Source organism: Pseudomonas bananamidigenes (assembly GCF_001679645.1).
In the GTDB taxonomy this organism is placed as follows: domain Bacteria; phylum Pseudomonadota; class Gammaproteobacteria; order Pseudomonadales; family Pseudomonadaceae; genus Aquipseudomonas; species Aquipseudomonas bananamidigenes.
This window is the reverse complement of sequence record NZ_LRUN01000077.1, coordinates 1-24,237: the sequence shown is the minus strand read 5'-3', so window position 1 is coordinate 24,237 and position 24,237 is coordinate 1. Positions and strand designations below refer to the sequence as shown.

Here is a 24,237-nt window from a genome sequence, read left to right as displayed (position 1 = left end):
GCGGGGCAGGATGCGAACATCAATAACCAGAGGATGGAAGCATGGACCGTACTTCTGCAAGTCCCCGGCGACACAATGCTGCCCAGCGATCAGCGCATATTCGCGAAGTGGTGCTGGCCAAAGGCGTCGAGCTGCGCGAGCGCTACCCGATTCTCCTGCATCAGGATGCCATCGGGGCGGGAATTCTGGCCTTTGCCCTGGCCGGGATGATCGGTTCGGCGGCGCTCTACATCAACGGGCACATGGCGTGGTGGGTGTGTCTGTTGCTCAACGCGTTTTTTGCCTCGTTGACCCATGAGCTTGAGCACGACCTTATCCACAGCATGTATTTCCGAAAACAGCGGGTGCCGCACAACCTGATGATGGGCCTGGTGTGGCTGGCGCGACCGAGCACGATCAATCCGTGGATCCGCCGCCATCTGCACCTCAATCATCACAAGGTCTCCGGCACCGAAACCGACATGGAAGAGCGGGCGATCACCAACGGAGAGCCATGGGGTTTTGCGCGGTTGCTGATGGTCGGTGACAACGTGATGTCGGCGTTCATCCGCATGCTTCGGGCCAAGACCGGGGCGCACAAGTTCAGCATCCTCAAGCGCTCGCTGAAGGTCTATGCACCGCTGGCGCTGGTGCATTGGGGCGCGTGGTATGTGTTTCTCGGGTTCCACGGAGCCAACGGTATTGCCTGGTTGATGGGCTCGCCGATTGAATGGTCAGCGACCACGTTGTCGGTGATGCAAGTGATCGATATTGCCGCTGTGGTGATCATCGGCCCGAACGTGTTGCGCACGTTTTGCCTGCACTTCATCAGCTCGAACATGCATTACTACGGGGATGTGGAGCCGGGCAATGTGCTTCAGCAATGCCAGGTGCTCAATCCATGGTGGCTGTGGCCGTTGCAGGCGTTCTGCTTCAACTTCGGCAGCAGTCACGGGATTCATCATTTCGTGGTGAAGGAGCCGTTCTACATTCGCCAGTTGACGGTGCCGGTGGCGCATAAGGTGATGCGGGAGATGGGGGTTCGGTTTAACGACTTTGGGACGTTTAAGCGGGCGAACCGGTTTGTTCGCAAGGAAAATCTGGGGGTGGCAGGTAAGGCGATCGAGGTGAACTGACTTTGCATGTTCGGCTTGGGAACCAGCCCTCACCCTAACCCTCTCCCAGGGGGAGAGGGGACTGATTGGGGGATATTGGGGAGGTACACCGACTTGAAAGTGCTTTACCGAATCCACAATCAACTCGGTTTCTCAGGTCGATGTATAGCTAAAGACACCTCGGTCTGCTCCCTCTCCTAGGGGAGAGGGCTGGGGTGAGGGGGGCTCTTGATCTTCCTCAATCCGGCTGAAACGGCGAGGCACTCAAAATCACGCCAGTCTCTTCCACATACTTCTGCCAGTGCCCGATCAAGGTGTTGAGCTTGTCCGGCTGACTCGACGCCAGGTCATGAATCTCCCCTGGATCGTTGCCCAGATCATAAAGCTGCCAGGTCGCCGGCCCTACAGGCCCGGGAATCCACACCGCCTTCCACTGCCCCTGCCGAATCGCCCGGCGCCCGAACAATTCCCAACCGGTGACGGTGTGTTCGTCATGCACCTGCGCGGTCTCACCGGACAAAAAGCCCAGCCAGGATTTACCGCGCAACGGCGCCACTGGTTTGCCGTGCCATTGCTTGCCGGGATGGCGCACGCCGGCCAGATCGAGAATGGTCGGCGTGATATCCATCACCGTACCGAAACCATGGCTGATCTGCCCTTTCAGTGGCAACTGTGGATAGTGCAGCAGCGCCGGAACCCGAATCCCGCCTTCGGTGGTGAACGCCTTGAACAGGCGTGAAGGTGCGGTGGCCACCTGCGCCCAGTCCGGCCCGTACCAGACGTAGGAATTGGCGCGGCCGATGTTGTCCAGGCTGTTGTCGTAATGCTGGTTCAGATAGGTCAGCAGCTCGGGGCCGAACTTGGGAAAGGCTTCGAGCAGCGCGCCTTCGGCACCGTTGTCGGACATGAACAGGATGAAAGTGTTGTCGAGCTGGCCTTGTTGACGCAGGTAATCGACGACGCGACCGATGTTCCAGTCCATGCGCTCGACCATCGCGGCGTAGACTTCCATCGCCCGGGCGGAAATGCGTTTTTGCTCATCGCTCAGCGCGTCCCATTGCGCGGTCAGCCGGATCAGCGGATGCGGTTCGGTCTCCGGCTCGATCAGCCCCAGCGACTTGAGTTTTTCCAGCCGTTCGAGGCGCAGCGCTTCTGGTCCCGCATCGTAGCGGCCACGGTATTTTTCGACGATGTCCGCGGGTGCCTGCAACGGCCAGTGCGGCGCGGAAAACGGTAGGTAAGCGAAGAATGGCCGGCTCTGATCGCGCTCCTTGAGGTACTGCAACAGCTTGTCGCCGAAGGCGTCGGAGGAATAGAAATCCTTCGGCAATTCGTCGATGAACGTGTCGTCTTCGATGTACAGCGCAGGCGTGGATTTCAACAGGCCCGGCGTGTGTTCATCATAGGTCGGTTCGAATCCGTAGTGATTCGCCGCGCCGGGCAGCAACGAGAACGAACGCTCGAAGCCACGGGCGTGGGGCGCCAGTTCGGCGGTCAGGCCCAGGTGCCATTTGCCGCTCATCAAGGTCTGGTAACCGGCCTCGCGCAGCAACTCCGGCAACGCGACGACACGGTCGTTGAGGTAACCCTCGTAGCCCGGTTTGCCGATGAGTTCCGGGGTCAACGCTTCGGCCATGGTGCCGATGCCGGCGATGTGGTGATCGGTGCCGGTCAGCAGCATCGAGCGGGTCGGCGAACAGGTCGGTGCGGTGTGAAAATCGGTCAGGCGCAGGCCATTGCCGGCAATGGCATCGAGGTTCGGCGTGGCTATTTCACCACCGAAGGCACCGATGTCGGAGAAGCCGAGATCATCGGCCAGAATCACCAGAAAATTGGGACGTTGCGACATCAACAGACTCCTGTTCAGCAGGCAATGAACGACAACGGCAGATCACGGATCTGCACCGGCGCGCTCGGTTGGTAGTGATCGTCACTGGTCAGCTCATGCAGCAGTTCTTCGCGCAATTGATGGAAGTCAAAACTGCTGCGCTGGCGCGGATGGGGCAGGGTGATGCCCACCACATGTTTGATCCGGCCCGGGCGTGGCTCCATCACCACCACGCGATCCGCGAGGAAAATCGCTTCCTCGACATCGTGGGTGACCAGAATCGTGGTGATCTTCGCCCGCTCGCGGATCGCCAGCAGTTCGTCCTGCATCTGCTGGCGGGTCAGTGCGTCGAGGGCACCAAAGGGTTCGTCGAGCAGCAGGATCCGCGGGCTCGCCACCAATCCGCGAGCGATCGCCACGCGCTGGGCCATGCCACCGGAGAGTTGATGCGGATAGGCGCGGGTGAAGTCGCGCAGACCCACCAGCTCGATGAAATCGTTGATGCGTTGCTGCTTTTCAGCGGTGCTCAGCGGTTCGTTCACCAGGCCCAGGCCGATGTTGTCGGCCACGGTCAGCCACGGGAACAAACGATGCTCCTGAAATACAATGCCGCGTTCGCCGCCAATGCCGCTGACGGCTTTGCCATCCACGGTGATCTGCCCGCGAAACTGCGTGTCCAGACCCACCAGCAAGCGCAGCAAGGTGGACTTGCCGCAGCCGCTGGAGCCGACGATGGCGACGAACTCGCCCTCGGCGATGTCGAGGTTGAATTCGCGAATCGCCTCCAATTCGAAACCGTCGACGTCGAAGGATTTGCCTACGTGAGAGAAGCTGACAATCGGTGCGTTCATGCGTGTCTCCAGCGGGTGGCGCGGATTTCCAGGCGTTGGCCAATGAGGTTGAGCAGGGCGCCGGTGAGGCCGACCAGCAGCATCCCGGCCATGATCAGGTCCATGCGCAGCAGTTGTTGGGCGCCGATCATCTGGCTGCCGATACCGCCGTTGGACGGCATGAAATATTCGGCGCCGATGGTGCCGAGCCAGGCGTAAATCAGGCTCAATCTGAGCCCGGCGAAAATCCCCGGCGCGGCGCCCGGCAGCACCAGTCGACGCAGGCGCTGGCCGAGGCTCAGGCGCAGCACCTGCGCGGCTTCGTCGAGTTGCGGTGAAAGGTTGGCGACGCTGCGCTGGGTGGCGATGAACAGGGGGAAGAAGGCGGCAAGGGCCACGAATACCCACTTCGCCAGTTCGCCCAGGCCAAACCATGCGGTCAGCAGTGGCACCCAGGCGAAAATCGCGATCTGGCGCAAGGCGGCGAGGGTAGGGCCGAGCACACGTTCGCTGGTGCGCGAGAGCCCCAACAACAGGCCCAGCGTAAAGCCGAACCCACCACCCAGCAGCAAGCCGCCAAGGGTGCGGCCCAGGCTCAGGGCCATGCCGCTGATCAACGTGCCGTCGAGCAGGCCCTGCTTCGTGGTCTCCAGCACGGCCAACGGGCTGACCAGAATGTTGGCGTCGACCCACTGCTGATCGACTGCCAGTTGCCAAAGCGCAAACAACCCCAGCGGCAACAGCCACGGCTGCACGCGCTGCCAGCCGTCATAACGCGGGCCGCGACGAATCTCCGCCGTGGCCGGGTGCGGCCAGTGCACCAGTTTTTTGTCCAGCAGGCCGATGCCGCGATCCATCGCCACGCCGATCAGACCGATCATAACGATGCACACGAACACGATGTCGAGCATGAACAACTGCCGTGCCCAGACCATCAGGTAGCCGATGCCTTCGCTGGAGGCCAGCAGCTCAACGGCGAGCAGCGAAGTCCAGCCAGCGGCCAGCGCCAGACGCACGCCGGCCATGAATGCGGGGAGAGCAGCGGGCAACACCAGTCGACGGATCAGCAGGTGTGACGGCAGGCGCAACACGGCGGCGGCTTCGCGCAGTTTCGGCTGCGAGTCCCGCACGCCGACCAAAGTGTGCAGGGTCACCGGCACCACGATGGCCTTGACCAGTACCACCAGTTTCAGCGTTTCTCCGATGCCGAAAAACACCATGAACAGCGGAACCCACGCAAGTGTCGGCACCTGGGCCAGGCCGGCAAAGGTCGGGAAGATCAGGCGTTCGAGACGACGGCTGAAACCCAGCGCCGCGCCGAGTACGGCACCGGCCGAGATCCCGGCGAGCAGGCCCCAGAACAGCCGTTGCAGGCTGATCCACAAGTGACTCCACAGTTCGCCCCGGGACAACTCGATCGCGCTGTTCCACACCAGTGACGGGGCCGGCAGGATCTGTTCGCTCATCCACTGATTGCGCGCAGCCAGCCACCACAGGGCGAACAGACCCAGCGGCAATATCCAGGGTAAAACGCGGTGAGCCACGCCTGGCCAGGTGCGCCCGCTGTTCAACGACGGTGCGGCCAGTGGCAGGCTGAGCAGGGATTCACGGGCCATGGTTGACCTCCGTTGTCGGGTTGGATCGTGTCAGCGGAATTAGCTGAAAACCAATAGTTATAAGAAGTTAATCGAGTAATCGTTTTTAGAGATAAGCAGCGCCATTTAAGGCCTCCAGCCCTGCACGCATCCAATGCATTCGAAGAATATTTTCGATGCTCTTCTTGCATACCGCGCTGAGCGCCCCGACTTTGCTGGCTTAGCTTGAAAAGCTATAAAAATGTTCTTTTTAAGTATTTAAGTGTCGATATGGATTGCGCCTACTTTCGGTTCCTCAATGCCCGACGCGATCAGGAGCCGTACCCCATGAACCTTCCCTTCAAACGTGTCATCAGTCTGTTCGCCGCGCCGGCACTCGCGGGCCTGCTGGCGTTCTCCGCCCAAGCCGACGAACTCAGGGAAATCAGGATTGCCGTGCCTGATCTGAGCGCGGGTAATCAACACAGTGGTGGGGGCGTCGTGGACGTGTTGCGCGATCAGCAGATCTTCGAAAAGGCCTTCGCCGATCAGGGCATCAAGATTCAGTGGAGCTTTTTCAAGGGCGCAGGACCTGTGATCAACGAAGCGTTCGCCAACGGCCAGGTGGATCTGGCTTATCTCGGGGATCTGGCGGCTATCATCGGCAAGTCCAACGGACTGGACACGCGCCTGCTCAGTGCCAGCGCCCGGGGCGTGAAGCAATACCTGGGCGTGGTGCCGGGTTCGGGGATCAAGACGTTGCAGGATCTCAAGGGCAAACGCGTGGCGATCTTCCGGGGTACCGCGACCCAGTTGTCATTCGATGCGGCGCTGGCCAGCGTGGGCCTGAGCGAGAAGGACGTGAAGGTGATCAACCTCGATTTCAACGCAGCGGTGGCCGCGCTGGCGGCGAAGCAGATCGATGCGTCGTGGGGCAGCTCCGGGCTGACCGCCTTGCAGGCCAAAGGGTTGGCCGAGCTGCCCCTGAACACCAAGGATCTCGGCGGCGCCGGCAGTGTGCAGTCGGTGCTGGTGGGCACCGGCAAGTTTGTCGATGGACATCCGGAAGCCGTGGCGAAGCTGCTCAAAGCGCAGCAACAGGCTGTGGAGTGGCTGACTCAGGACAGCAACAAGGACGCTTACGTGCAGCTTGTGTCGGGTCTGGCGAGTTATCCACCGGTGATCCTCACCCAGGATCTGAAGGATCAGAATCTGAGCGAAGTTTTCCCCTCGACACTGGACCCGCTGTTCCTCGAAAACCTGCAGGGCAAGGTGGATCTGGCGGCGCAGCAGAAGCTGATCCGCAAGCCGTTCAAGGTGAACGAGTGGGTGGCGCCTGAGCTGGCGGCGGCGAAGCTCTGAGGCACGCGGTCATTCCCGCGCAAAGCGTGGGAATGACCCTCAAACCGCGACGCCGATCTCCTGTTTATCCACCGCCACCAGCGTCTCGATCATCGCCCGTGCCGCCGGTGAAAGCCGGAATCCCGTGCGGCTCACAATCCCGCACCGCGCATTCATGTTCTCCAGGTTCTGCGGCAGGTTGCGCCAGTGCAGCAGTGCCAGCGAACCCTGGGCGATGTCCTCGACAAACGCTTCTTCAGTACCCACGCCAATTGCGTTGGATTGCAGCACCACTTTCACCAGCGCCGGGAAATGCTCGGTTTCGATGGTTGGTGAGAAATCGATCCGGCCGCTGAGATTCGCCAGCAATTTGCGAATCCCCGGCGGGATCAGCGTGGTCGCCAGCGGATAGTCGAACATGTCGTTGGTCGACAGGCTTTCCTTGGCCAGCAGCGGATGCCCCGGCCGGCAGAAAAACACTCCGCGCTTGGGCGTCAGCGGCTGGGTCTGGAAGTTCGGGTCGGACTCGAAATGGCGGATGTCGGCGATGAAGAATTCGATCTCCTCGCGGCTCAGGGCGCGGCTGAGTTTCTCCCAGTTATCCACCTGAAAACAGGTACGCACTTTCGGGTGCGCATTGATGAATTGCGCCACTGCATCCGGCACCAGTTTGACGGCTGGCGCCGGACCGCAACCGAAATGCAGTTCGCCGGCGTCGAGCTTGGTCATTTGCGTCACTTCGGCGCTGAGCAACGCTGCGCCTTGCACCAGCGCCAGGGCGTGCTGCAGCACCACCTGGCCTTCGGGCGTAGGACGCAAATCCTTGTTGCCACGATCCACCAGTACGCAGCCGAACTCCTGCTCCAGCCCTTGAATACTGCGGCTGAACGCCGGTTGAGTGATGCCCATGGCGTCGGCCGCGCGGACAAAACTGCGGTGTTCGTTGAGGGCGATGAAGTAGCGCAACTGGCGAAGATCCATATGCTTTTCCGGCATCCTAAAAATAGCTCGAAGGCATTTGCGACGAGGGCTGACTGAGGTTTTAAATGCAAGCTCTTATTCCGTCAACGAAGCATATGAATATCTATTAGATGTAAATGGAATATTGATAGAGCGTTGTTTCGTTGCCGTCCAACCGCAAGCAGTCGATGAGGGTCTACCCATGAGCAATGCCGCACTCGCTGAAAAACCCGTTGTCCAGGCGCTGGACATTCATCCGGTAGCCGGCCGTATCGGCGCTGAAATCCGTGGCGTGCAACTGTCCGGTGAGCTTGATGCCGCGACGGTTGAAGCCATTCAACAGGCGCTGGTCCAGTACAAGGTCGTGTTCTTTCGCGAGCAGACCCAGCTCGACGATCAACGTCAGGAAGCCTTCGCCCATCTGCTCGGCGAACCGGTGGCCCACCCGACCGTGCCGTCCCGCGAGGGCACCCGTTACCTGCTGGAACTGGACGGCGCCGAAGGGCAGCGCGCCAATTCCTGGCACACCGACGTGACCTTCGTCGATGCCTACCCGAAAGCGTCGATCCTGCGCTCGGTGGTGGCTCCGGCATTCGGTGGCGATACCCTCTGGGCCAACACCGCGACGGCGTACAACGAACTGCCGACCGAATTGCGTGAGCTGGCGGACAAATTGGTGGCCGTGCACAGCAACGAATACGACTACGCCGGGGCGAAGCCGGACGTCTCGGCGGAGAAGCTCGAGCGCTATCGCAAGATCTTTACCTCGACCGTCTACGAGACCGAACACCCGGTGGTCCGCGTGCACCCGATCAGCGGCGAAAAGAGCTTGCTGCTGGGGCATTTCGTCAAACGCATCAAGGGTTACTCCCAGGCGGATTCTGCACACTTGTTCGGGCTGTTGCAGAGTCATGTGATCCGCCAGGAAAACACCGTGCGCTGGCGCTGGAAGGCCGGTGACGTGGCGATCTGGGATAACCGTTCAACGCAGCATTATGCGATTGATGATTACGGGACCCAGGATCGCGTGGTGCGTCGGGTGACGCTGAAAGGGGAAGTGCCGGTCGGGGCGAATGGGCAACGTAGCCAGACCATCAAAGGCGCTGAAATCGTCGGCGTCTGATCGGGCCTCATCGCGAGCAAGCTCGCTCCCACAGGTTTGCGGTGTACGCAAATCCTGTGGGAGCTGGCTTGCCAGCGATGCGTCTAATCACCACACGCCGATCTGCACCATCTTCTCGGTCTCCGGCTCTCCATAACGAAACCGCTGGCCGCGCAAATCAATCTCCTGATGACTGATGGTCGTGCGCCGTTTCAACCCGCGCACCCACTCGAACAGATATCCCGCATGCTCTTCGCGCACCGCCGCATACGCCGGGTCCGCGCCCAGATCCTGCAGCTCCTGCGGATCATTCAAGAGATCAAACAACTGCGGCCGGAAGTCGTCGTACGCCAGGTATTTCCAGCGCTCGCTGCGCACCATGGTCATGCGGCAACGGTCGATCGGCCGGCCCAGTCGCTCCCGCGCCGGGGCCTGGAAGGCGTAGTCGTATTCGCTGATCGCATAGCGGCGCCAGTCAGGTTTTTCGCCGTGCAGCAGTGGAATCAACGAGCGACCTTCCAGTCGATGCTCGGCGCCCCTGATCCCCAACGCTTCGAGAAATGTCGGCACGCCGTCGATGGTTTCCGCCAGACGCTCGTCCACCGTGCCCCGTGTGATGTCCGCCGCTGCACGCGGATCGCGCACGATCAAGGGAACGCCCACCGCCTGTTCCAGCAAAAATTCTTTCTCGCCCAGCCAGTGGTCGCCCAGGAAGTCACCGTGATCGCTGGTAAACACGATCAAGGTGTCGTCCCAGCGTCCGTTGCTTTGCAGGAAATCGAACAGCCGCCCCAACTGATCATCCACCTGTTTGACCAGGCCCATGTACGTCGGGATTACGTTCAGTCGTACCGGGTCTTTGGAGAAGTTCAGGCTTTCCTCATGCTGGCAAAAGGCCTGATAGACGGGATGGTCGCTTGGAGAGGCATTTCGGACCGGTTCGAGAATCGATTTCGTACTGTACAAGGTGTGGTACGGAGTCGGTACGATATAGGGCCAATGGGGTTTGATATAGGACAGGTGTAAAAACCATGGTTTTTCACCTTGCTCACTGATGAAGTCGATGGCTCGATTTGTAGTGTAGACAGTCTCTGAATGTTGCTCGGGAATTCGCGCCGGCAGGTGGGCATTGCGCATGTGCCAGCCGCTGAGGATTTCGCCGTTGTCGCCTTCGGCGGCGTTTGCCCAGTCGTGCCAGGGGTTGCGGCCTTCGAAACCCTGTTCGCGCAGGTAATGGGTGTACGGCGCAGATTCGCGTTTGTCGTCGAACAGCGGGTCGTCGGGGAAGATGCCGTCGTGACGGAAGTACGGCTCGAAGCCGACTTCGTTCAACACTTCGGCCTGCTCGCTTTCAGGGTTGATCGCCAACCGCTGCAAGGCATCCACGTTGGCCGTGGCGTGGGTCTTGCCGACCAGTGCAGTACGAATGCCGTGGGGGCGCAGGTAGTCGCCGATGGTCATTTCTTCCAGCGGCAACGGCACGGCGTTCCACGCCACCTGATGACTGCTGACGTAGCGCCCGGTGTAGGCCGACATCCGCGACGGTCCGCAGATCGTGCCTTGGGTGTAGGCACGGCTGAAACGCACGCCGGCAGCGGCCAGGCGATCGATGTTCGGGGTGTGCAGGTGCGGGTGGCCGTAGCACGACAGATAGTCGCGGCGCAGTTGATCGCACATGATGTACAGCACGTTGCGCACGGGGTTTTGCGGGTTGGACATAGGGTTCACCGGTCAGAAAGACAGGTGAGTTTTTTCGCTTTCGGAGACGGTGTTCGGCAAGTGCATTCGGGGAATGCGTGTGATGCATGAAACGCATGAACTCAGACGGCGAGGTTCGCCAGTGAACACACCTCCTCTTCCACCGCATCAATTGTCTTGATCTGTTCGATCATCGCCTCGGCCAGCGGCGACAGCCGATACCCGGCGCGGCTGACAATTCCGTAACGGGTGTACAGCTCCTCGAGATCCTCCGCCAACCCCTCGATTTTCAAACACACCAGTTCGCCCCGTGCCTGATGCAGCGCATCCGAATAGGCACCGACGATGCCGATCGCATCGGAGCGCAGCACCACGCCTAGCAGGCTGGCGCTGTTTTCACACTCCACGTTCGGGATGAAATCGGGCCGGCCGCTGAGGTCGACAATGACCTTGCGCAGGTTCGGCGGACGAATGCTCACGGCCAGTGGATAGCTCATCAATTGTTCTGCCGTGACCTGATCCAGATCGGTCAGCGGATGCCCGGCACGGCAGCAGAAATGCCATTTGCGTGGCCGCAGCCGATGTGTGAGGTAATCCGGATCCGCCTCGAAATGCCGGGTGTCGGCGACAAAGAATTCGAACTCTTCGCTCAACAACCTTTTACTCAGGCTTTGCCAGTCGTCGACCTGAAATTGCACGCGCGCTTTCGGGTAGCGACCGATGAAGGCGCCGATGGCTCGGGGGATCAACCCGGCTGCCGGCGCCGGGCCGCAACCGAAGCGCAGCTCTCCTGCCTCCAGCCCGTTGAACTGGCTGATCTCGTTGGCCATTTGCTGTGCGCCGCTGACCAGTCGCCGTGCATGTTCGAGCAGCACCTGACCCTGTTTGGTCGGCGGCAAATCCTTGCGTCCGCGATCCACCAACTGGCAGCCGACGCTATGTTCCAGCGCCTGGATACTGCGGCTGAACGCCGACTGCGACAGGTTCACCGCCTGCGCGCCGGCGACGAAGCTGCGTTGTTCGGCAAGGGCGATGAAATGACGGAGTTGGCGCAAGTCGATATGCATTTTTCACATAAAAAATATCCGGGAAATGCATTGGATATGCATTAGGTCGACTCCTTATAAAGGCAATCTCTTATGCAGTAAATCTTTGTAAAAACATAAATAAATAACTTTAAAGAATATGCGGCACAGAAGATGTCTGCGTGTTTTTTGACCAGGAGCAGTCCCATGAGTCCGTTGCACCTCGCTTCACCGCCGCCGCCACGACGGCTCAAACGTCTGCCCCTGGCCCTGTTGCTGGCGGGGAGTGCCAGTTGGAATCAGGGTTACGCCGATGAAGCCCAAACGCCTGTCCCGGCACCAACAGGCAAAACCGCGACCGCCACTTCGCAACTGGAAACCGTGACCGTCACCACCCGCCGTCGCGAAGAAAGTTCTCAGGACGTGCCGACGCCGATGAGTGTGGTCAGCGGCCAGACTCTGGAGACGCAGCGGGTCTATCGCATCCAGGATCTGCAACAACTGGTGCCCAGCGTCAACGTCGCCTACATGCATGCGCGCCAGTCCAGCGTGTCGATCCGCGGCCTGGGCAACAACCCGGCCAGCGATGGCCTGGAAGGCAGCGTCGGGCTGTACATCGACAACGTTTATCTGGGCCGTCCGGGGATGGCGGTGTTCGATCTGATGGACATCGAACAGCTTGAAGTCCTGCGCGGGCCGCAAGGGACATTGTTCGGCAAGAACACCACTGCCGGGGTGATCAACATCAGTACCCGGGCGCCGAGTTTCACCCCGGAGCGCAGCATTGAAACCTCGGTCGGTGAGGACGGTTACTTCCAGACCAAGGGCACGCTTTCCGGGCCGCTCAACGATCAGCTGGCCGGGCGCATTTCCGCTTATCGCACCCGCAGCGACGGCGACATCAAAAACGAATTCAACGGCCATGACCTCAACGGCGGTTCCCGCGACGGCTTCCGGGCGCAGCTGTTGTTCAAGCCCAACGAGAACTTCAATCTGCGCTGGATCGGTGACTACAACGAAGAAGATTCCAGCGCCGGTACTCGCGTGCTGTACAACACCGGGCCGACCATCAACGGCGTCAATCTCTACCAGTCCCGGGCCAATGCTGCCGGTGCGACGCTGGTCAACGGATCGCACCGCAAGGTCAATCTGGACAATGACCAGCACGTCACCGTGCATCAGGGCGGCACCTCGGTGGAAGCCAACTGGACGCTGCCAAGCGACTTCACCCTGACCTCGATCAGTTCCTACCGTTACTGGAACTTCACCCCGGCCAACGACGACGGTCTCAATGTCGCGGCGACCTACAACGCGGGTGTTTCGGTAGAGGACAAGCAGTATTCCCAGGAATTTCGCCTGGCGTCGCCCAAGGGCGAGTCCTTCGATTACGTGCTCGGCGCGTACTACTTCGGCTCGGACCTGGACAACAAATCCTTCGCCTATTACGGCCCCCAGGCCGACATCTGGAACGGCACGCCACGGGGTGCCCTGGCCAATGTCGGCAGCGTCGGTCGCGGCCACATCAAGACCGACAGTTTTGCGCTGTTCGCCCAAGGCACCTGGCACCTCACCCCGCGCCTGGATTTCACCGCCGGGGTACGTGGCACCTATGAAGAGAAGAACGCGTGGGTCAATCGCGACGCGCCGGTCGGTGGCGCTACGGTCACCGGCGCCGCTGCCACCGCGCGACGCGGCCGGACCGGCGCCTACGATTCCGGTGATCTGAATCAGTACAGCTCCAGCCCGTCCGGATTGCTCAATCTCAGCTATCGCATCACCGATGATCTGCTCGGCTACGCCACACTGTCCCACGGTGAAAAATCCGGCGGAGTCAACCTCGTGGTCGGTTCGGCCCCGACTGCCGGCGCCGACTCGCTGCTGATCGGCACCGAGCGCGCCAATAACGCCGAACTCGGCTTCAAGAGCACTTTGTGGGACCGCCGCCTGCAGCTCAACGCCAACCTGTTCTGGACCCAGGTCAACGCCTACCAGACCAATGCCTACGATGACGTCAACCGCGTGCAGTACCTGACCAACGCCGGTTCAGTGCGCTCCCGTGGCGTGGAATTCGAAAGCACCGTGATCCCGCTGCGCGGCCTGACGTTGAACTTCAACGGCTCGTTCAACGATGTCAGCTACCTCTCGTACAAGGATGCGCCGTGCCCGCCGGAAGTCAGTCTGGCGCCGAGGGCTCCGGCCTCTTGCGACCTCAGTGGTCATCAGGTCGTCGGCGCCTCGAAATGGATCGGCAACGCCAACGGCAAGTACGAATGGAATCTGGCCAACGGCCTGCAACCGTATGTCACGGCCAGTTATGCGTTCCGCTCCAAGGCAGTCGGCACGGTCGAGGATTCCGACTACGGCCAGATCCCGAGTTACGCGGTGGTCAACCTCTCCACCGGCCTGCGCGGCGATTTCAATCAGGGTCAGTGGGACGTCTCGCTGTGGCTGAAAAACGCCTTCGACAAAACCTACTACACGACCCTGTGGACCGGCGGCAACGGCGGTTATGAAGGCCTGCTCGGCACGCCGCGCACCCTCGGCGTCACCGGTCGCTACGACTTCTGATCGATCCTTCAAGGAGCTGCATCATGTTGCGCATCAAAACCGCTTTACCGGTGTTGTTGTCCGGCGCAGTGCTCAGTGCCGGGGCGCTCGCCGCGCCCAGTGTCTACCCTACCGGCGTCACCCGTTACGACCCGGCCAAAGCCTTCAATCAATATGTGATCTTCAGCGGTGCCGACAAGCAGACGCACCTGATCGACATGAACGGCAACGAGGTCAAGAACTGGCCGCAATCAGGTTTTCCCTCGGCGATCATCGACCCGCAACTGGTGGGTGGCGAGCGCGGCCATGTGTTGCTGCAACTGAGCGAAAAGGATCCGGGCAAGCTCGGTTCCGCCGGCAACGGCCTCGGCAACCAGAGCGTCGGCGAGCTGGATTGGGACGGCAAAGTCGTCTGGCAGTGGGGCGACAAGGCCCCCGGTGGTGCCGCGCAACAGCATCACGATCAGCGTCGCCTGAGCAACGGCAACACCGTGGTGCTGGCGAACAAGGTGCACAAGGTCAAAGGCTTCAAAGTGCCCGAGGTGATCGACGATGCGATCTACGAAGTCAGCCCTGCGGGCGAGGTGAAGTGGCAGTGGCTGGCGTCGGATCACTTGAACGAATTCGGTTTCACTGCCGAGCAATTGAAGCTGGTGCGTGCCAGCGAAAATCCCGATTACCTGCACATCAACAACCTCAGCCTGGTCGGGCCGAACAAGTGGTTCGATGCCGGCGACAAACGCTTCAACCCGGACAACCTGCTGATCGATTCGCGCAACGCGAACTTCATCGCGATCATCGACAAACACAGCGGCAAAGTGGTGTGGCGCCTCGGGCCGAACCTGCCGCTGGCCAATCCGAAAACCGCGCAGCAGATTCCACGCCCGGTGGACCAGTTCGTCGGCCAGCATGACGCGCATATCATCCCGGCGGGATTACCCGGCGCCGGCAATCTGCTGGTGTTCGACAATCAGGGTTCGGCGGGCTATCCGAACGTCACGCTGGGTCTGATTTCCGGCTCGCGGGTGCTGGAGATCGACCCGTTGAAAAATGAAATCGTCTGGCAGTACAGCGCGGCCAATTCAAAGCAGCCGGGATGGGCGTTCTACAGCTCGTTCATCAGCAGTGCGCGACGTTTGCCCAACGGCAATACGCTGATCGACGAAGGCATGAACGGGCGGTTCTTCCAGGTGACGGCCAGCGGCGAAAACGTCTGGGAATACGTCAGCCCCTATCTGGGCAAGGCACCGGGCAGCGACGCGATCAGCAACTGGGTCTATCGGGCTCTGCCTGTAAGTTATGACTGGGTGCCGGCAGGGACGCCGCGTTCGGAAACCGCGGTGATTGCGCCAGCCATCGGGGGGCAGCAGACCAGTGCCAGTCGTTAGTTATCAACGCTGTTCAAATTTGCATCAAGTTGTGCGCGACTTGAATGATGCCCGTTGCAAATTCGTTGGACGGTTGAGTTTACGCGGCGAGTTCGTTCACCCACTTGGTCGTATCGGCTCGTTCTGGCCGGAGAGTGTGTGAGGCAATAAGAAAATCTGTGAAGCAAAAGCCGATGCATTAAACATGTATCGGCTTTTTTGTTTGTCCTTTGAAAAGTTTGTTACCTGTCACCTTGCTATCCGTTGGCGCCGGTTCATCGATAACTCGATGCCTTGAACGAATACTTTTTATGCCGGGAAAGCATGTCGATTCCGGCCAATCGCTGAAAGCCTTGCGGGCCGTGGCTTTGGCGGAAATGATCGTTTCTTATATTCCATAAGCGTCTATTCATAACATGAAAGATTACTTTCGGAGATAAGCATCCAGCCCAATGATTGACCCATCGATCACGCCGTGGGGGCTTCAACAAACGGCGAATCGGCTACGCGAAAAAACGCAAAGAGACCGCAGGGAGTCAATCAATGGGTAATGTCCAGACCGCCGCCAGTGCACAGGAGGTGCTATGGCGCCAGGCGCCGAGCGGCGAGTTGGTCGATCTCGGCCGGCCCCATCGCGTGCCGTTGGGGCAGCAGCGTTTGCAGCGGGCGCCCAAGGGCATTCTGAACCGCCGCGAAACGATACTGCTCGGCGTTCTGGCGCTGGTGGTGCATGGCGCGGTGATTTACTGGATCAACCAGCATCCGACGCCGGCGCTGCCAATCGTGCCGCCGGAAATTCCACCGATGACCATCGAATTTTCGCGCCCGGCACCTCCGGCGCCGCCAGAGGTTGTACCGCCGCCACCGGCACCTGTGGTCGAGCCTCCGCCGCCGGTGGAGGACGAACTGGCAACCAAGCCGCCGCCAAAACCGAAGCCGATTCCCAAACCGAAACCGGTCGCCAAACCCGTGCCGAAACCGGCGCCCAAAGCGGTCGAGCAACCACCGGCTCCGCCACAACCAGCCGCTCCGGTCGCCGCGCCTGCGCCACCTGCACCACCGGCGCCGGCTCCGGTGACACCGGCCTCGGCCAACGCCGCGTACCTGAAGAACCCGGCGCCGGAGTATCCGTCACTGGCCCAGCGTCGCGGCTGGGAAGGCACGGTGCTGCTGCGGGTGCACGTATTGGCCAGTGGCAAACCGGGCGAGATCCAGATTCAGAAAAGCAGTGGCCGGCAACAGCTCGACGACGCGGCGCTGGATGCCGTGAAGCGCTGGAGCTTTGTGCCGGCCAAGCAGGGTGATGTAGCCCAGGACGGCTGGGTCAGCGTGCCCATCGATTTCAAGATTCACTAAACCGAAACCAAATTCGCGCGAAATGTTTACACGAGGGAACACATCATGACGTTACTGGCATCTCCACTGGAATCCATCGAAAGCGCGGTGATCTGGCTGCTGGTGGTCTTCTCTGTCGCCACCTGGGGCCTGGCATTGCTCAAGGCTGTGCAGTTCGGTCGGTTGAAGGCGCAGGACCGCAAATTTCACAAACGCTTCTGGGCGGCGTCGAGTCTGGACTCCGCCGCCGAGTTGAGCGAAACCCAGCCCGGCGCGGCAGCGCGGGTGGCACAGGCCGGTTACGCGGCGATTCAGGTGGGCGAGGCGCCGCAGGCCAATGACCTGAGCCAGGCGATCAACCATCAGGACCGCCTCGAACGTGCCTTGCGCCAGCAGATCGTGCGCGAGCGCCGTTCGCTGGAAACCGGTCTGGCGGTGGTCGCCAGTATTGGCAGCACCTCGCCGTTCATTGGTCTGTTCGGCACGGTGTGGGGAATCATGGAAGCGTTGAAAGGCATCAGCGCGGCGGGCTCGGCGAGTCTGGAAACGGTGGCCGGTCCCATCGGTGCAGCGCTGGTCGCCACCGGTGTGGGGATTGCGGTCGCGGTACCGGCGGTGCTGGTTTACAACTACTTTTTGCGTCGTCTGAAACTGACGGCGGCGGACCTGGACGACTTTGCCCATGACTTCTACAGCCTGGCGCAAAAGAGTGCGTTCCGCGTGCTGATCCACCCGACCGCGCACAAGGCTGCGGCCCAGGGCAATGCAACAAAAGTGAAGGAGGCGTCCTGATATGGCCTTCTCCACGCAAGACAGCGACGAGGTGCTGAGCGAGATCAACGTGACGCCGCTGGTGGACGTGATGCTGGTGCTGCTAGTGGTATTCATCGTCACCGCGCCGCTGCTGACCAACGCGATACCGATCAACCTGCCAAAAACCGAAGCAGTGGCGCCGGTCGAGCAGAAAGACCCGTTGGTGGTGAGCATCGACGGTTCTGGAAAACTGTTTATCAACAAGGACGAAATCCAGCCGGACCTGCTGGAGTTCAACCTCAAGTCGGCCAAGGCCAAGGATCCGGAAGTGCGCGTGCAATTGCAGGCGGACGACGGGGTGAATTACGGCGAAGTGGCGCGAGCCATGGCATCGATTGAGCGGGCGGGCATTACCAAGCTGTCGGTGATCACTGCACGATAAGGGTTTCACGTTTTTCCGGGGCCGTCTCCTTGGCAGGGTGCGGCCCCTTTTTTGTTTGAGACTTGTTATTCATTTCAGGTCTTAATAAATAGCTTCTTATTCCTTAACGAATATAAATCCCGTCCCTATACTCGATCAGGAACAGACACGACGCAGGAGAGCTCCCCCATGCGCAACGAATCAATCCGCTATCTGATTGTGCCGGGCTGGCAAGGATCGCCAGAAGATCATTGGCAAAGCCACTGGCAGAACAGCCTGCCGAACAGTGCGCGGGTGGAGCAGGCCGACTGGCTGACGCCGCGTCGTGAAGACTGGGTCGCGGCGCTGGCCGAGGCGATTGCCGCCGACAGCACGCCAGTGATCCTGATCGCCCACAGCCTGGGTTGCATTACCGTGGCACATTGGGCGGCCACCGCGCCGTTGCAGCAGTTGCGTCAGGTGCGCGGGGCGCTGCTGGTCGCGCCGGCAGATGTGGAGCGTCCGGCCTGTGTGCCGGCACTGCGCAATTTCGCGCCGATCCCGACCGATCTGCTGCCTTTCCCGAGCCAGGTCGTCAGTTCCGACAACGACGCTGCCGTCAGCGCGCCCCGTGCGCTGGAACTGGCACGCAACTGGGGCGCCGAGGCAGGGATTCTTGCGGGCGCCGGCCACATCAACGTGAAGTCCGGGCATCAGCGCTGGGAGCAGGGATTCGCGTATCTGTATCGCCTGCAAAACCGTATGGAACACCACGCCCGGCGCCTCGCCTGAGCATTTTTATTTTTTCAGCGCCCCCGTCTCCCGGCGATTTGGGGCGGGAGTCTGCCATGAGTTTCGAAACGTTCGGTCAGCCGTTGCTGACCTTTCCCGATGCGGAAAAAAGCCCCCTGAGCATTCGCGCCAAGGCGCTGGTGTTCGTCGATCCACGCTCGCGCCAATTGCGCGAGGAAATGGCCCGACTCGCACCGCGCTCGATCTCGGTGTTGATTCGCGGCGAGACCGGCACCGGCAAGGAATTGCTCGCCCGGCATATCCACCGCGCCAGTGATCGCAGCGGATTGTTCGTCTCGGTCAACTGCGGGGCGATCAGCCCGACTTACGCCGATGCCGAATTGTTCGGCTATGCCGCCGGCAGCTACAGCGGTTCGGCCAGCAGTCGCGCCGGCTGGTTTGGCTCGGCCAACGGCGGCACTTTGTACCTGGATGAAATCGGCGACCTGCCGTTACCGATCCAGATCAAGTTGCTCGCTGCGCTGGAAAACCACGAAGTCACCCGGGTTGGTGCCCATCAGCCGAGCCCGGTGGATGTGCGCCTGGTGGCGGCGACCAGCATCGATCTGGCACAAGCAGTGGCGGCGGGGAAATTCCACGAGCGGCTCTATCACTATCTCAGTGAAGGGCATCTGGAACTGCCGGCGTTGCGCGCGCGGGTCGGCGATATTCTGCCGCTGGCCGAGTACTTCCTCGGGATCTACAGCCAGCGCCTGGATCTGCCGGTGCCGTTGATCAGCGAAGCGGCGCAGCAGGTGCTGGAGCAGCACAGCTGGCCGGGCAACACCCGGGAACTGGAAAACGTCATTCACTTTGCGCTGCTGGTGAGCGCCGGTGATGAAATCCTGCCGGAACACTTGAACCTGCCCGAGGTGTCTGGGTCGCTGGTTCAGATCGAACGTCAGGTGGCGAGCATCAGCGCCAAAGGGTCTGCCGAGGAACGTAAGGCATTGAAAGCATTGCTGCTGGGCCTGAGCGAGGCTTTGTAACCAATTTGTTCAACATGAACAAAATGGAATATGAAGCTGAATAAACGTTATTGTCCGGGAATAAAAAATCCCGGTATTGTCCGACTCACGCCAGCAGTAGCACATCGCTGGCACACGTATTAATGCCGTCGTCGATGACGACCGTGATTTTCGACTAAGGACACTGCATGAAAAAGGTTCTGTTGTTTACCGCATTGGCGGCTGCTCTGACTGCTTCCCTGGCCCAGGCCGGCGAAAAACTGGTGGTTGCCGCGACCCCGGTTCCCCACGCCGAGATCCTCGAACTGATCAAACCGACTCTCGCCAAAGAAGGCGTGGATCTGGAAATCAAGGTCTTCACCGACTACGTCCAGCCGAACGTGCAGGTGGGCGAGAAGCGTCTGGATGCCAACTACTTCCAGACCCTGCCGTACCTGAACAGCTTCAACCAGGGCAAATACAAGGACGACAAGGCCAAGTACCTGGTGACCGTGCAGGGCGTGCACGTTGAACCCTTCGGCGGCTACTCGAGCAAGTACAAGACCCTGGCCGAACTGCCGGACGGCGCCACCATCGCCATTCCGAACGAAGGCAGCAACAGCGGTCGTGCGCTGATCCTGCTGCAGAAGGCCGGCCTGATCGAACTGAAAGATCCGAAAAACGCCTTGGCCACGCCGAAAGACATCGCTAAAAACCCGCACAACTTCAAGTTCAAGGAACTGGAGTCGGCCCTGCTGCCGCGTGTCCTGAAAGAAGTCGATCTGGACATGATCAACACCAACTACGCGCTGGAAGCCAAGCTGAACCCGACCAAGGACGCCCTGGTGATCGAAGGCGCGGATTCGCCATACGTGAACTTCCTGGTCGCCCGTGAAGACAACAAGAACAGCGACGCCATCAAGAAACTGGCCGCTGCCCTGACCAGCCCGGAAGTCAAAGCGTTCATCGAGAAGAAGTACAACGGCGCGGTATTGCCGGCGTTCTGATCTGACGCAGCAACACAACCCCTTCAAGGTATGAAAACGCCGATGGCCAGTGATGGTCATCGGCGTTTTTGTGTGTGCTTCAAAAGCCCCTCACCCTAACCCTCTCCCCGAGGGAGAGGGGACTGAATGGGGGATGCTGTAGAGGTACGCCGACCTGATTATTCTTCACCGAATCCATAATCGGCTCGATTTTTCAGGTCGAGGTTTGCCGAAAGACAACCTGGTCGGCTCCCTCTCCCTCCGGGAGAGGGCTGGGGTGAGGGGCTTTTTCTGCCTTTGGTCTACGCGGTGTGTTTCAACGCCCGGCGCAACGCCACCAACAATTTCACGATGTCCTGCGGATCCAGTCGCTGCGGCACTTTTACGTCCATGTTCTCTTCCTTGTTATGGGTTCGGCCGGGGGAGTCTGGCCAATCGCTGTTCGTCCTTGGAGGGCTTTCATGAAAAAAAGATCCGTCCTACAGCGCTGGGGACAATAGCCTTCCTACTTCTTCCCGGCAAACCCGTCGATTAGTTTTTTGTGTGATATCAATATGCTTTAACGGTATTTAAATTCTTCTTTTTATACCTTTAAAGTCGGTGCCTGCAGGACAGCTACCCGCTGTCCATGGACTGCACCACCGTCGCTTATCAAGCGGCGTCAGGATGTTTCATGACCTTCGATTACGCATTTATCCTCAGCACGTTGCCGGCGTTTCTCAAAGCCGTTGGCGTGACGCTGCAAGTCGGTTTGATCGCCATCGGCACCTCGCTGCTGGTGGCTTTGCTCAACGCTGCGATCCTGGTGTTCCGCACGCCTTACCTGCAAAAACTGGTCGGTCTGTACGTGGAACTGGCGCGCAACACGCCGCTGTTGATCCAGTTGTTTTTCGTCTACTTCGCGCTGCCGGCCCTGGGGATCAAGGTTTCCGGATTCACCGCGGCGATCATCACCATGACCTTTCTCGGTGGCGCCTATCTCACCGAAGTGCTGCGCGCCGGCGTCGATGCGGTGCCTCAGGCGCAGCTGGAATCGGGTCGATCCATCGGCTTGTCCCACGGCCAGTTGCTGCGTTACGTGATCCTGCCGCAAGCGGGGATCCTCAGTCTGCCGTCGCTGTTCGCCAATTTCATTTTCCTGCTCAAGGAGACCACCGTGGTCTCGGCCGTGGCGGTGCCGGAGATTCTCTACACCACCAAGAGCTACATCGCGCTTTACTACAAGACCTACGAAATGCTCGCCGTGCTGACGCTGATCTGCGTGCTTCTGTTTCTGCCGCTGTCGCTGCTGCTGAGTCGTCTGGAAAGGAGGCTCCAGCATGGCCAGTTCGGGTCTTGAGCTGCTGTGGGTGTCCTTGCCGCAATTGGCCAAAGGCGCCGGGCAAACCCTGTCGATCTCGTTCCTGAGCATCGCCATCAGCACCGTCGGCGGCGTGCTCTACGGCGTGTTGCGTACGCTCAATGTGACGTGGCTGAACGCAGTGTTGCGGATTTACCTGGAATTGTTCCGGGCGATTCCGGTGCTGGTCTGGTTGTATCTGCTGTTCTTTGGTCTACCGATTTTCTTCGGTTTGAGCCTGCCGAGCTTCTGGTGCGCGGTGCTGGTGCTGTCGCTGTGGGGCGCCAGCGAGGTCGGCGAAGTGGCCCGTGGTGCGTTGCATTCGTTGCCACGCGGGCAGCGTGAAGCGGGGTTGTCCATCGGCCTGAACGCGGCGCAGCTCTACGGCTATGTGCTGATTCCCCAGGCGCTGAAACGCATGACGCCACCGACCATCAACGTCTACACGCGGATCATCAAGACCAGTTCGCTGGCGGTGCTGATCGGTGTGGTGGATGTGATCAAGGTCGGCCAGCAAATCATCGAGCGCACCTACGAATCAGTGCTGATCTACGGTGCGCTGTTCCTGTTTTTCTTTTTCATCTGCTACCCGCTGTCGGCCGCCTCACGCGTGCTGGAGCGGCGCTGGACGCAAGCATGAGCGCATTGATCGAATTTCGCGGTTTCAACAAATTCTTCGGTGAACAGCAGGTGCTCAAGGGCATCGACCTGCAAGTGAAATCCGGCGAAGTCATCGTCATTCTCGGCCCCAGCGGCTGCGGAAAAAGTACTCTGCTGCGTTGCCTCAACGGCCTGGAAACGGCCCACAGCGGCCACCTCAAATTCGCCGGTCGCGAGTTGCTGGACAAGGCCACCGACTGGCGTGAAATCCGCCAGCAGATCGGTATGGTGTTCCAGAGTTATCACCTGTTTCCGCACATGAGCGTGCTCGACAATTTGCTGCTCGGCCCGCTCAAGGTGCAGAAACGCCAACGCCGCGAAGCGCAACAGCAAGCTGAAGCCTTGCTCGAACGCGTCGGCCTGCTGGACAAACGCGACGCCTTCCCGCGCCAGCTCTCCGGCGGCCAGCAGCAACGCATCGCCATCGTCCGTTCGTTGTGCATGAACCCGCGAGTGATGCTTTTTGACGAAGTCACCGCCGCCCTTGATCCGGAGATGGTCAAGGAGGTGCTGGAGGTGATTCAGGGCCTGGCCCGCGAAGGCATGACCCTGTTGATCGTCACCCATGAAATGGCCTTCGCCCGAGCGGTGGCCGACCGCATCGTGTTCATGGATGCCGGGCGCATCCTTGAACAGAACCTGCCCGAGCTTTTCTTTACGAACCCGCAAACCGCACGCGCGCAGCAGTTCCTGGAGAAGTTCTCCTACGTCGAAGCGCTGACTTCAGTGGCTTCACCCAAAACGACTCAAGCCAAGGAACCGGAACTGCCATGAAAACTGCCAAAGCTCTATTCGCACTACCGCTGATCAGCCTCGCGCTGCTGGCCGGCTGCAACAAGACCGAAGAACCGGCCAAGCCGAAAATCGCCAGCGAAAGCACGGCGCCAGCAGGTTATCTGGACAAGATCAAGGCCCGCGACAAACTGATCGTCGGCGTGTTCACCGACAAACCGCCGTTCGGTTTCGTCAACGAAGCCGGGCGCTATGTCGGCTTCGATACTGACATCGGCCGGCAATTCGCCAAGGATCTGCTGGGTGATGAAAACAAGGTCGAGTTCGTGGCCGTGGAACCGGCGAGCCGCATTCCGTTCCTGCAAAGCGACAAGGTCGACCTGATCCTCGCCAACATGACCGTGACCCCGGAGCGCAAGGAGGCGGTGGAGTTCACCAACCCGAACCTCAAGGTCGCGGTGCAGGCGCTGGTACCGCAGGGCAGCGAGGTGAAGAAACTCGATGATCTGGCGACCCGCACCACCATCGTCACCACCGGCACCACTGCCGATATCTGGCTGACCAAGAACCACCCGGACTGGAAACTGCTGAAGTTCGAGAAAAACTCCGAGTCCCTGCAAGCCTTGGCCAATGGCCGTGGCGATGCCTACGCCCAGGACAACCTGGTGCTGTTCAGCTGGGCCAAGCAGAATCCGGGCTACCGCGTGCTGGATGAAAAACTCGGTGCCGAAGCGCCGATTGCACCGGCGGTGAAGAAGGGCAATATCGAATTGCGCGACTGGGTGAATGCGGAACTGGCCAGGCTGGGGGAAGAGAAATATCTGCTCAAGCTGTATGACCAGTATGTGCGTAAAGAACTGAGTGATGACACCCGGCCTGAGAGCGTGATTGTTGAGGGTGGGAAGTGGCAAGGCTAAGCCGATGATC

Annotated in this window: 21 protein-coding genes; 15 read left to right on the top strand and 6 right to left on the bottom strand. The window is 60.2% G+C overall.

The window, feature by feature from the left end:
• Positions 1–41 precede the first annotated feature (41 nt).
• Complete coding sequence (locus BBF94_RS23645) at positions 42–1,115, top strand: fatty acid desaturase (protein WP_065261376.1); 1,074 nt, start codon at positions 42–44, stop codon at positions 1,113–1,115.
• Between the two features lie 217 nt (positions 1,116–1,332).
• Here the strand turns inward: BBF94_RS23645 and BBF94_RS23640 are convergent, their stop codons facing one another.
• From BBF94_RS23640 to BBF94_RS23630, 3 genes are read right to left on the bottom strand one after another with little or no spacing between them, the layout of a single operon-like run.
• On the bottom strand, positions 1,333–2,943 hold the full coding sequence (locus BBF94_RS23640; RefSeq protein ID WP_065261375.1) for an arylsulfatase: 1,611 nt from the start codon (positions 2,941–2,943) through the stop codon (positions 1,333–1,335).
• A gap of 14 nt (positions 2,944–2,957) precedes the next feature.
• Entirely contained in the window at positions 2,958–3,773 is an 816-nt protein-coding gene (locus tag BBF94_RS23635; RefSeq protein ID WP_065261374.1) for an ABC transporter ATP-binding protein, read from the bottom strand.
• A complete protein-coding gene (locus tag BBF94_RS23630) occupies positions 3,770–5,368 on the bottom strand; it encodes an ABC transporter permease (RefSeq protein ID WP_065261373.1) in 1,599 nt (532 codons plus the stop codon). Before BBF94_RS23630 ends, BBF94_RS23635 begins: the two co-directional genes overlap by 4 nt.
• Before the next feature lie 306 nt (positions 5,369–5,674).
• On the opposite strand from BBF94_RS23630, the gene BBF94_RS23625 reads away from it, so the two are divergent.
• Positions 5,675–6,688, top strand: coding sequence for an ABC transporter substrate-binding protein (locus BBF94_RS23625; RefSeq protein ID WP_065261372.1), 1,014 nt, complete (start codon positions 5,675–5,677; stop codon positions 6,686–6,688).
• Positions 6,689–6,727: 39 nt separating this feature from the next.
• Here BBF94_RS23625 and BBF94_RS23620 read toward each other — a convergent pair whose 3' ends face one another.
• Entirely contained in the window at positions 6,728–7,648 is a 921-nt protein-coding gene (locus BBF94_RS23620; protein ID WP_065261371.1) for a LysR family transcriptional regulator, read from the bottom strand.
• Between the two features lie 181 nt (positions 7,649–7,829).
• On the opposite strand from BBF94_RS23620, the gene BBF94_RS23615 reads away from it, so the two are divergent.
• Positions 7,830–8,750: a TauD/TfdA dioxygenase family protein gene (locus tag BBF94_RS23615; protein WP_065261370.1), complete on the top strand. Its 921-nt coding sequence runs from the start codon at positions 7,830–7,832 to the stop codon at positions 8,748–8,750.
• Positions 8,751–8,837: 87 nt separating this feature from the next.
• On the opposite strand, the gene BBF94_RS23610 is transcribed toward BBF94_RS23615, so the two are convergent.
• Complete coding sequence (locus BBF94_RS23610; protein WP_065261369.1) at positions 8,838–10,448, bottom strand: alkaline phosphatase family protein; 1,611 nt, start codon at positions 10,446–10,448, stop codon at positions 8,838–8,840.
• A gap of 101 nt (positions 10,449–10,549) precedes the next feature.
• Complete coding sequence (locus tag BBF94_RS23605) at positions 10,550–11,494, bottom strand: LysR family transcriptional regulator (protein WP_065261368.1); 945 nt, start codon at positions 11,492–11,494, stop codon at positions 10,550–10,552.
• 165 nt (positions 11,495–11,659) lie between these two features.
• Here BBF94_RS23605 and BBF94_RS23600 point away from each other — a divergent pair, with 165 nt between their 5' ends.
• The 12 genes from BBF94_RS23600 to BBF94_RS23545 all read left to right on the top strand — a co-directional run bounded on the left by BBF94_RS23600 (position 11,660) and on the right by BBF94_RS23545 (position 24,227).
• Positions 11,660–14,020 (top strand): TonB-dependent receptor, encoded by a 2,361-nt coding sequence (locus BBF94_RS23600; protein ID WP_065261367.1) that lies wholly within the window; start codon positions 11,660–11,662, stop codon positions 14,018–14,020.
• A 23-nt stretch (positions 14,021–14,043) separates the two neighbouring features.
• Positions 14,044–15,387 (top strand): aryl-sulfate sulfotransferase, encoded by a 1,344-nt coding sequence (locus tag BBF94_RS23595; protein ID WP_065261366.1) that lies wholly within the window; start codon positions 14,044–14,046, stop codon positions 15,385–15,387.
• Positions 15,388–15,909: 522 nt separating this feature from the next.
• Positions 15,910–16,722: an energy transducer TonB gene (locus tag BBF94_RS23590; protein ID WP_065261365.1), complete on the top strand. Its 813-nt coding sequence runs from the start codon at positions 15,910–15,912 to the stop codon at positions 16,720–16,722.
• Positions 16,723–16,767: 45 nt separating this feature from the next.
• Entirely contained in the window at positions 16,768–17,493 is a 726-nt protein-coding gene (locus BBF94_RS23585; RefSeq protein ID WP_039764509.1) for a MotA/TolQ/ExbB proton channel family protein, read from the top strand.
• Between the two features lies 1 nt (position 17,494).
• Positions 17,495–17,896: an ExbD/TolR family protein gene (locus BBF94_RS23580; RefSeq protein ID WP_065261364.1), complete on the top strand. Its 402-nt coding sequence runs from the start codon at positions 17,495–17,497 to the stop codon at positions 17,894–17,896.
• Positions 17,897–18,064: 168 nt separating this feature from the next.
• On the top strand, positions 18,065–18,646 hold the full coding sequence (locus tag BBF94_RS23575; protein ID WP_065261363.1) for an alpha/beta hydrolase: 582 nt from the start codon (positions 18,065–18,067) through the stop codon (positions 18,644–18,646).
• Positions 18,647–18,702: 56 nt separating this feature from the next.
• Positions 18,703–19,635, top strand: coding sequence for a sigma 54-interacting transcriptional regulator (locus BBF94_RS23570; RefSeq protein ID WP_065261362.1), 933 nt, complete (start codon positions 18,703–18,705; stop codon positions 19,633–19,635).
• A 167-nt stretch (positions 19,636–19,802) separates the two neighbouring features.
• Positions 19,803–20,600, top strand: a complete 798-nt coding sequence (locus tag BBF94_RS23565; RefSeq protein ID WP_007952772.1) for a MetQ/NlpA family ABC transporter substrate-binding protein — start codon at positions 19,803–19,805, stop codon at positions 20,598–20,600.
• A gap of 652 nt (positions 20,601–21,252) precedes the next feature.
• Positions 21,253–21,918 carry an amino acid ABC transporter permease gene (locus tag BBF94_RS23560; protein WP_065261361.1) on the top strand — a complete coding sequence of 222 codons (666 nt, stop codon included), beginning with the start codon at positions 21,253–21,255 and terminating at the stop codon, positions 21,916–21,918.
• Positions 21,899–22,558 (top strand): amino acid ABC transporter permease, encoded by a 660-nt coding sequence (locus tag BBF94_RS23555; RefSeq protein WP_065261360.1) that lies wholly within the window; start codon positions 21,899–21,901, stop codon positions 22,556–22,558. The genes BBF94_RS23560 and BBF94_RS23555 overlap by 20 nt, the downstream gene beginning before the upstream one ends.
• The gene (locus tag BBF94_RS23550) at positions 22,555–23,352 is read left to right on the top strand and encodes an amino acid ABC transporter ATP-binding protein (protein WP_065261359.1); all 798 of its coding nucleotides are present in this window, start codon (positions 22,555–22,557) and stop codon (positions 23,350–23,352) included. The genes BBF94_RS23555 and BBF94_RS23550 overlap by 4 nt, the downstream gene beginning before the upstream one ends.
• A complete protein-coding gene (locus BBF94_RS23545; RefSeq protein WP_065261358.1) occupies positions 23,349–24,227 on the top strand; it encodes a transporter substrate-binding domain-containing protein in 879 nt (292 codons plus the stop codon). The genes BBF94_RS23550 and BBF94_RS23545 overlap by 4 nt, the downstream gene beginning before the upstream one ends.
• Positions 24,228–24,237: the final 10 nt, after the last annotated feature.

Coding starts and splice junctions, on each gene's coding strand:
- BBF94_RS23645 (WP_065261376.1), top strand. CDS start 42: ATGGACCGTACTTCTGCAAGTCCCCGGCGACACAATGCTGCCCAGCGA.
- BBF94_RS23640 (WP_065261375.1), bottom strand. CDS start 2,943: ATGTCGCAACGTCCCAATTTTCTGGTGATTCTGGCCGATGATCTCGGC.
- BBF94_RS23635 (WP_065261374.1), bottom strand. CDS start 3,773: ATGAACGCACCGATTGTCAGCTTCTCTCACGTAGGCAAATCCTTCGAC.
- BBF94_RS23630 (WP_065261373.1), bottom strand. CDS start 5,368: ATGGCCCGTGAATCCCTGCTCAGCCTGCCACTGGCCGCACCGTCGTTG.
- BBF94_RS23625 (WP_065261372.1), top strand. CDS start 5,675: ATGAACCTTCCCTTCAAACGTGTCATCAGTCTGTTCGCCGCGCCGGCA.
- BBF94_RS23620 (WP_065261371.1), bottom strand. CDS start 7,648: ATGGATCTTCGCCAGTTGCGCTACTTCATCGCCCTCAACGAACACCGC.
- BBF94_RS23615 (WP_065261370.1), top strand. CDS start 7,830: ATGAGCAATGCCGCACTCGCTGAAAAACCCGTTGTCCAGGCGCTGGAC.
- BBF94_RS23610 (WP_065261369.1), bottom strand. CDS start 10,448: ATGTCCAACCCGCAAAACCCCGTGCGCAACGTGCTGTACATCATGTGC.
- BBF94_RS23605 (WP_065261368.1), bottom strand. CDS start 11,494: ATGCATATCGACTTGCGCCAACTCCGTCATTTCATCGCCCTTGCCGAA.
- BBF94_RS23600 (WP_065261367.1), top strand. CDS start 11,660: ATGAGTCCGTTGCACCTCGCTTCACCGCCGCCGCCACGACGGCTCAAA.
- BBF94_RS23595 (WP_065261366.1), top strand. CDS start 14,044: ATGTTGCGCATCAAAACCGCTTTACCGGTGTTGTTGTCCGGCGCAGTG.
- BBF94_RS23590 (WP_065261365.1), top strand. CDS start 15,910: ATGGGTAATGTCCAGACCGCCGCCAGTGCACAGGAGGTGCTATGGCGC.
- BBF94_RS23585 (WP_039764509.1), top strand. CDS start 16,768: ATGACGTTACTGGCATCTCCACTGGAATCCATCGAAAGCGCGGTGATC.
- BBF94_RS23580 (WP_065261364.1), top strand. CDS start 17,495: ATGGCCTTCTCCACGCAAGACAGCGACGAGGTGCTGAGCGAGATCAAC.
- BBF94_RS23575 (WP_065261363.1), top strand. CDS start 18,065: ATGCGCAACGAATCAATCCGCTATCTGATTGTGCCGGGCTGGCAAGGA.
- BBF94_RS23570 (WP_065261362.1), top strand. CDS start 18,703: ATGAGTTTCGAAACGTTCGGTCAGCCGTTGCTGACCTTTCCCGATGCG.
- BBF94_RS23565 (WP_007952772.1), top strand. CDS start 19,803: ATGAAAAAGGTTCTGTTGTTTACCGCATTGGCGGCTGCTCTGACTGCT.
- BBF94_RS23560 (WP_065261361.1), top strand. CDS start 21,253: ATGACCTTCGATTACGCATTTATCCTCAGCACGTTGCCGGCGTTTCTC.
- BBF94_RS23555 (WP_065261360.1), top strand. CDS start 21,899: ATGGCCAGTTCGGGTCTTGAGCTGCTGTGGGTGTCCTTGCCGCAATTG.
- BBF94_RS23550 (WP_065261359.1), top strand. CDS start 22,555: ATGAGCGCATTGATCGAATTTCGCGGTTTCAACAAATTCTTCGGTGAA.
- BBF94_RS23545 (WP_065261358.1), top strand. CDS start 23,349: ATGAAAACTGCCAAAGCTCTATTCGCACTACCGCTGATCAGCCTCGCG.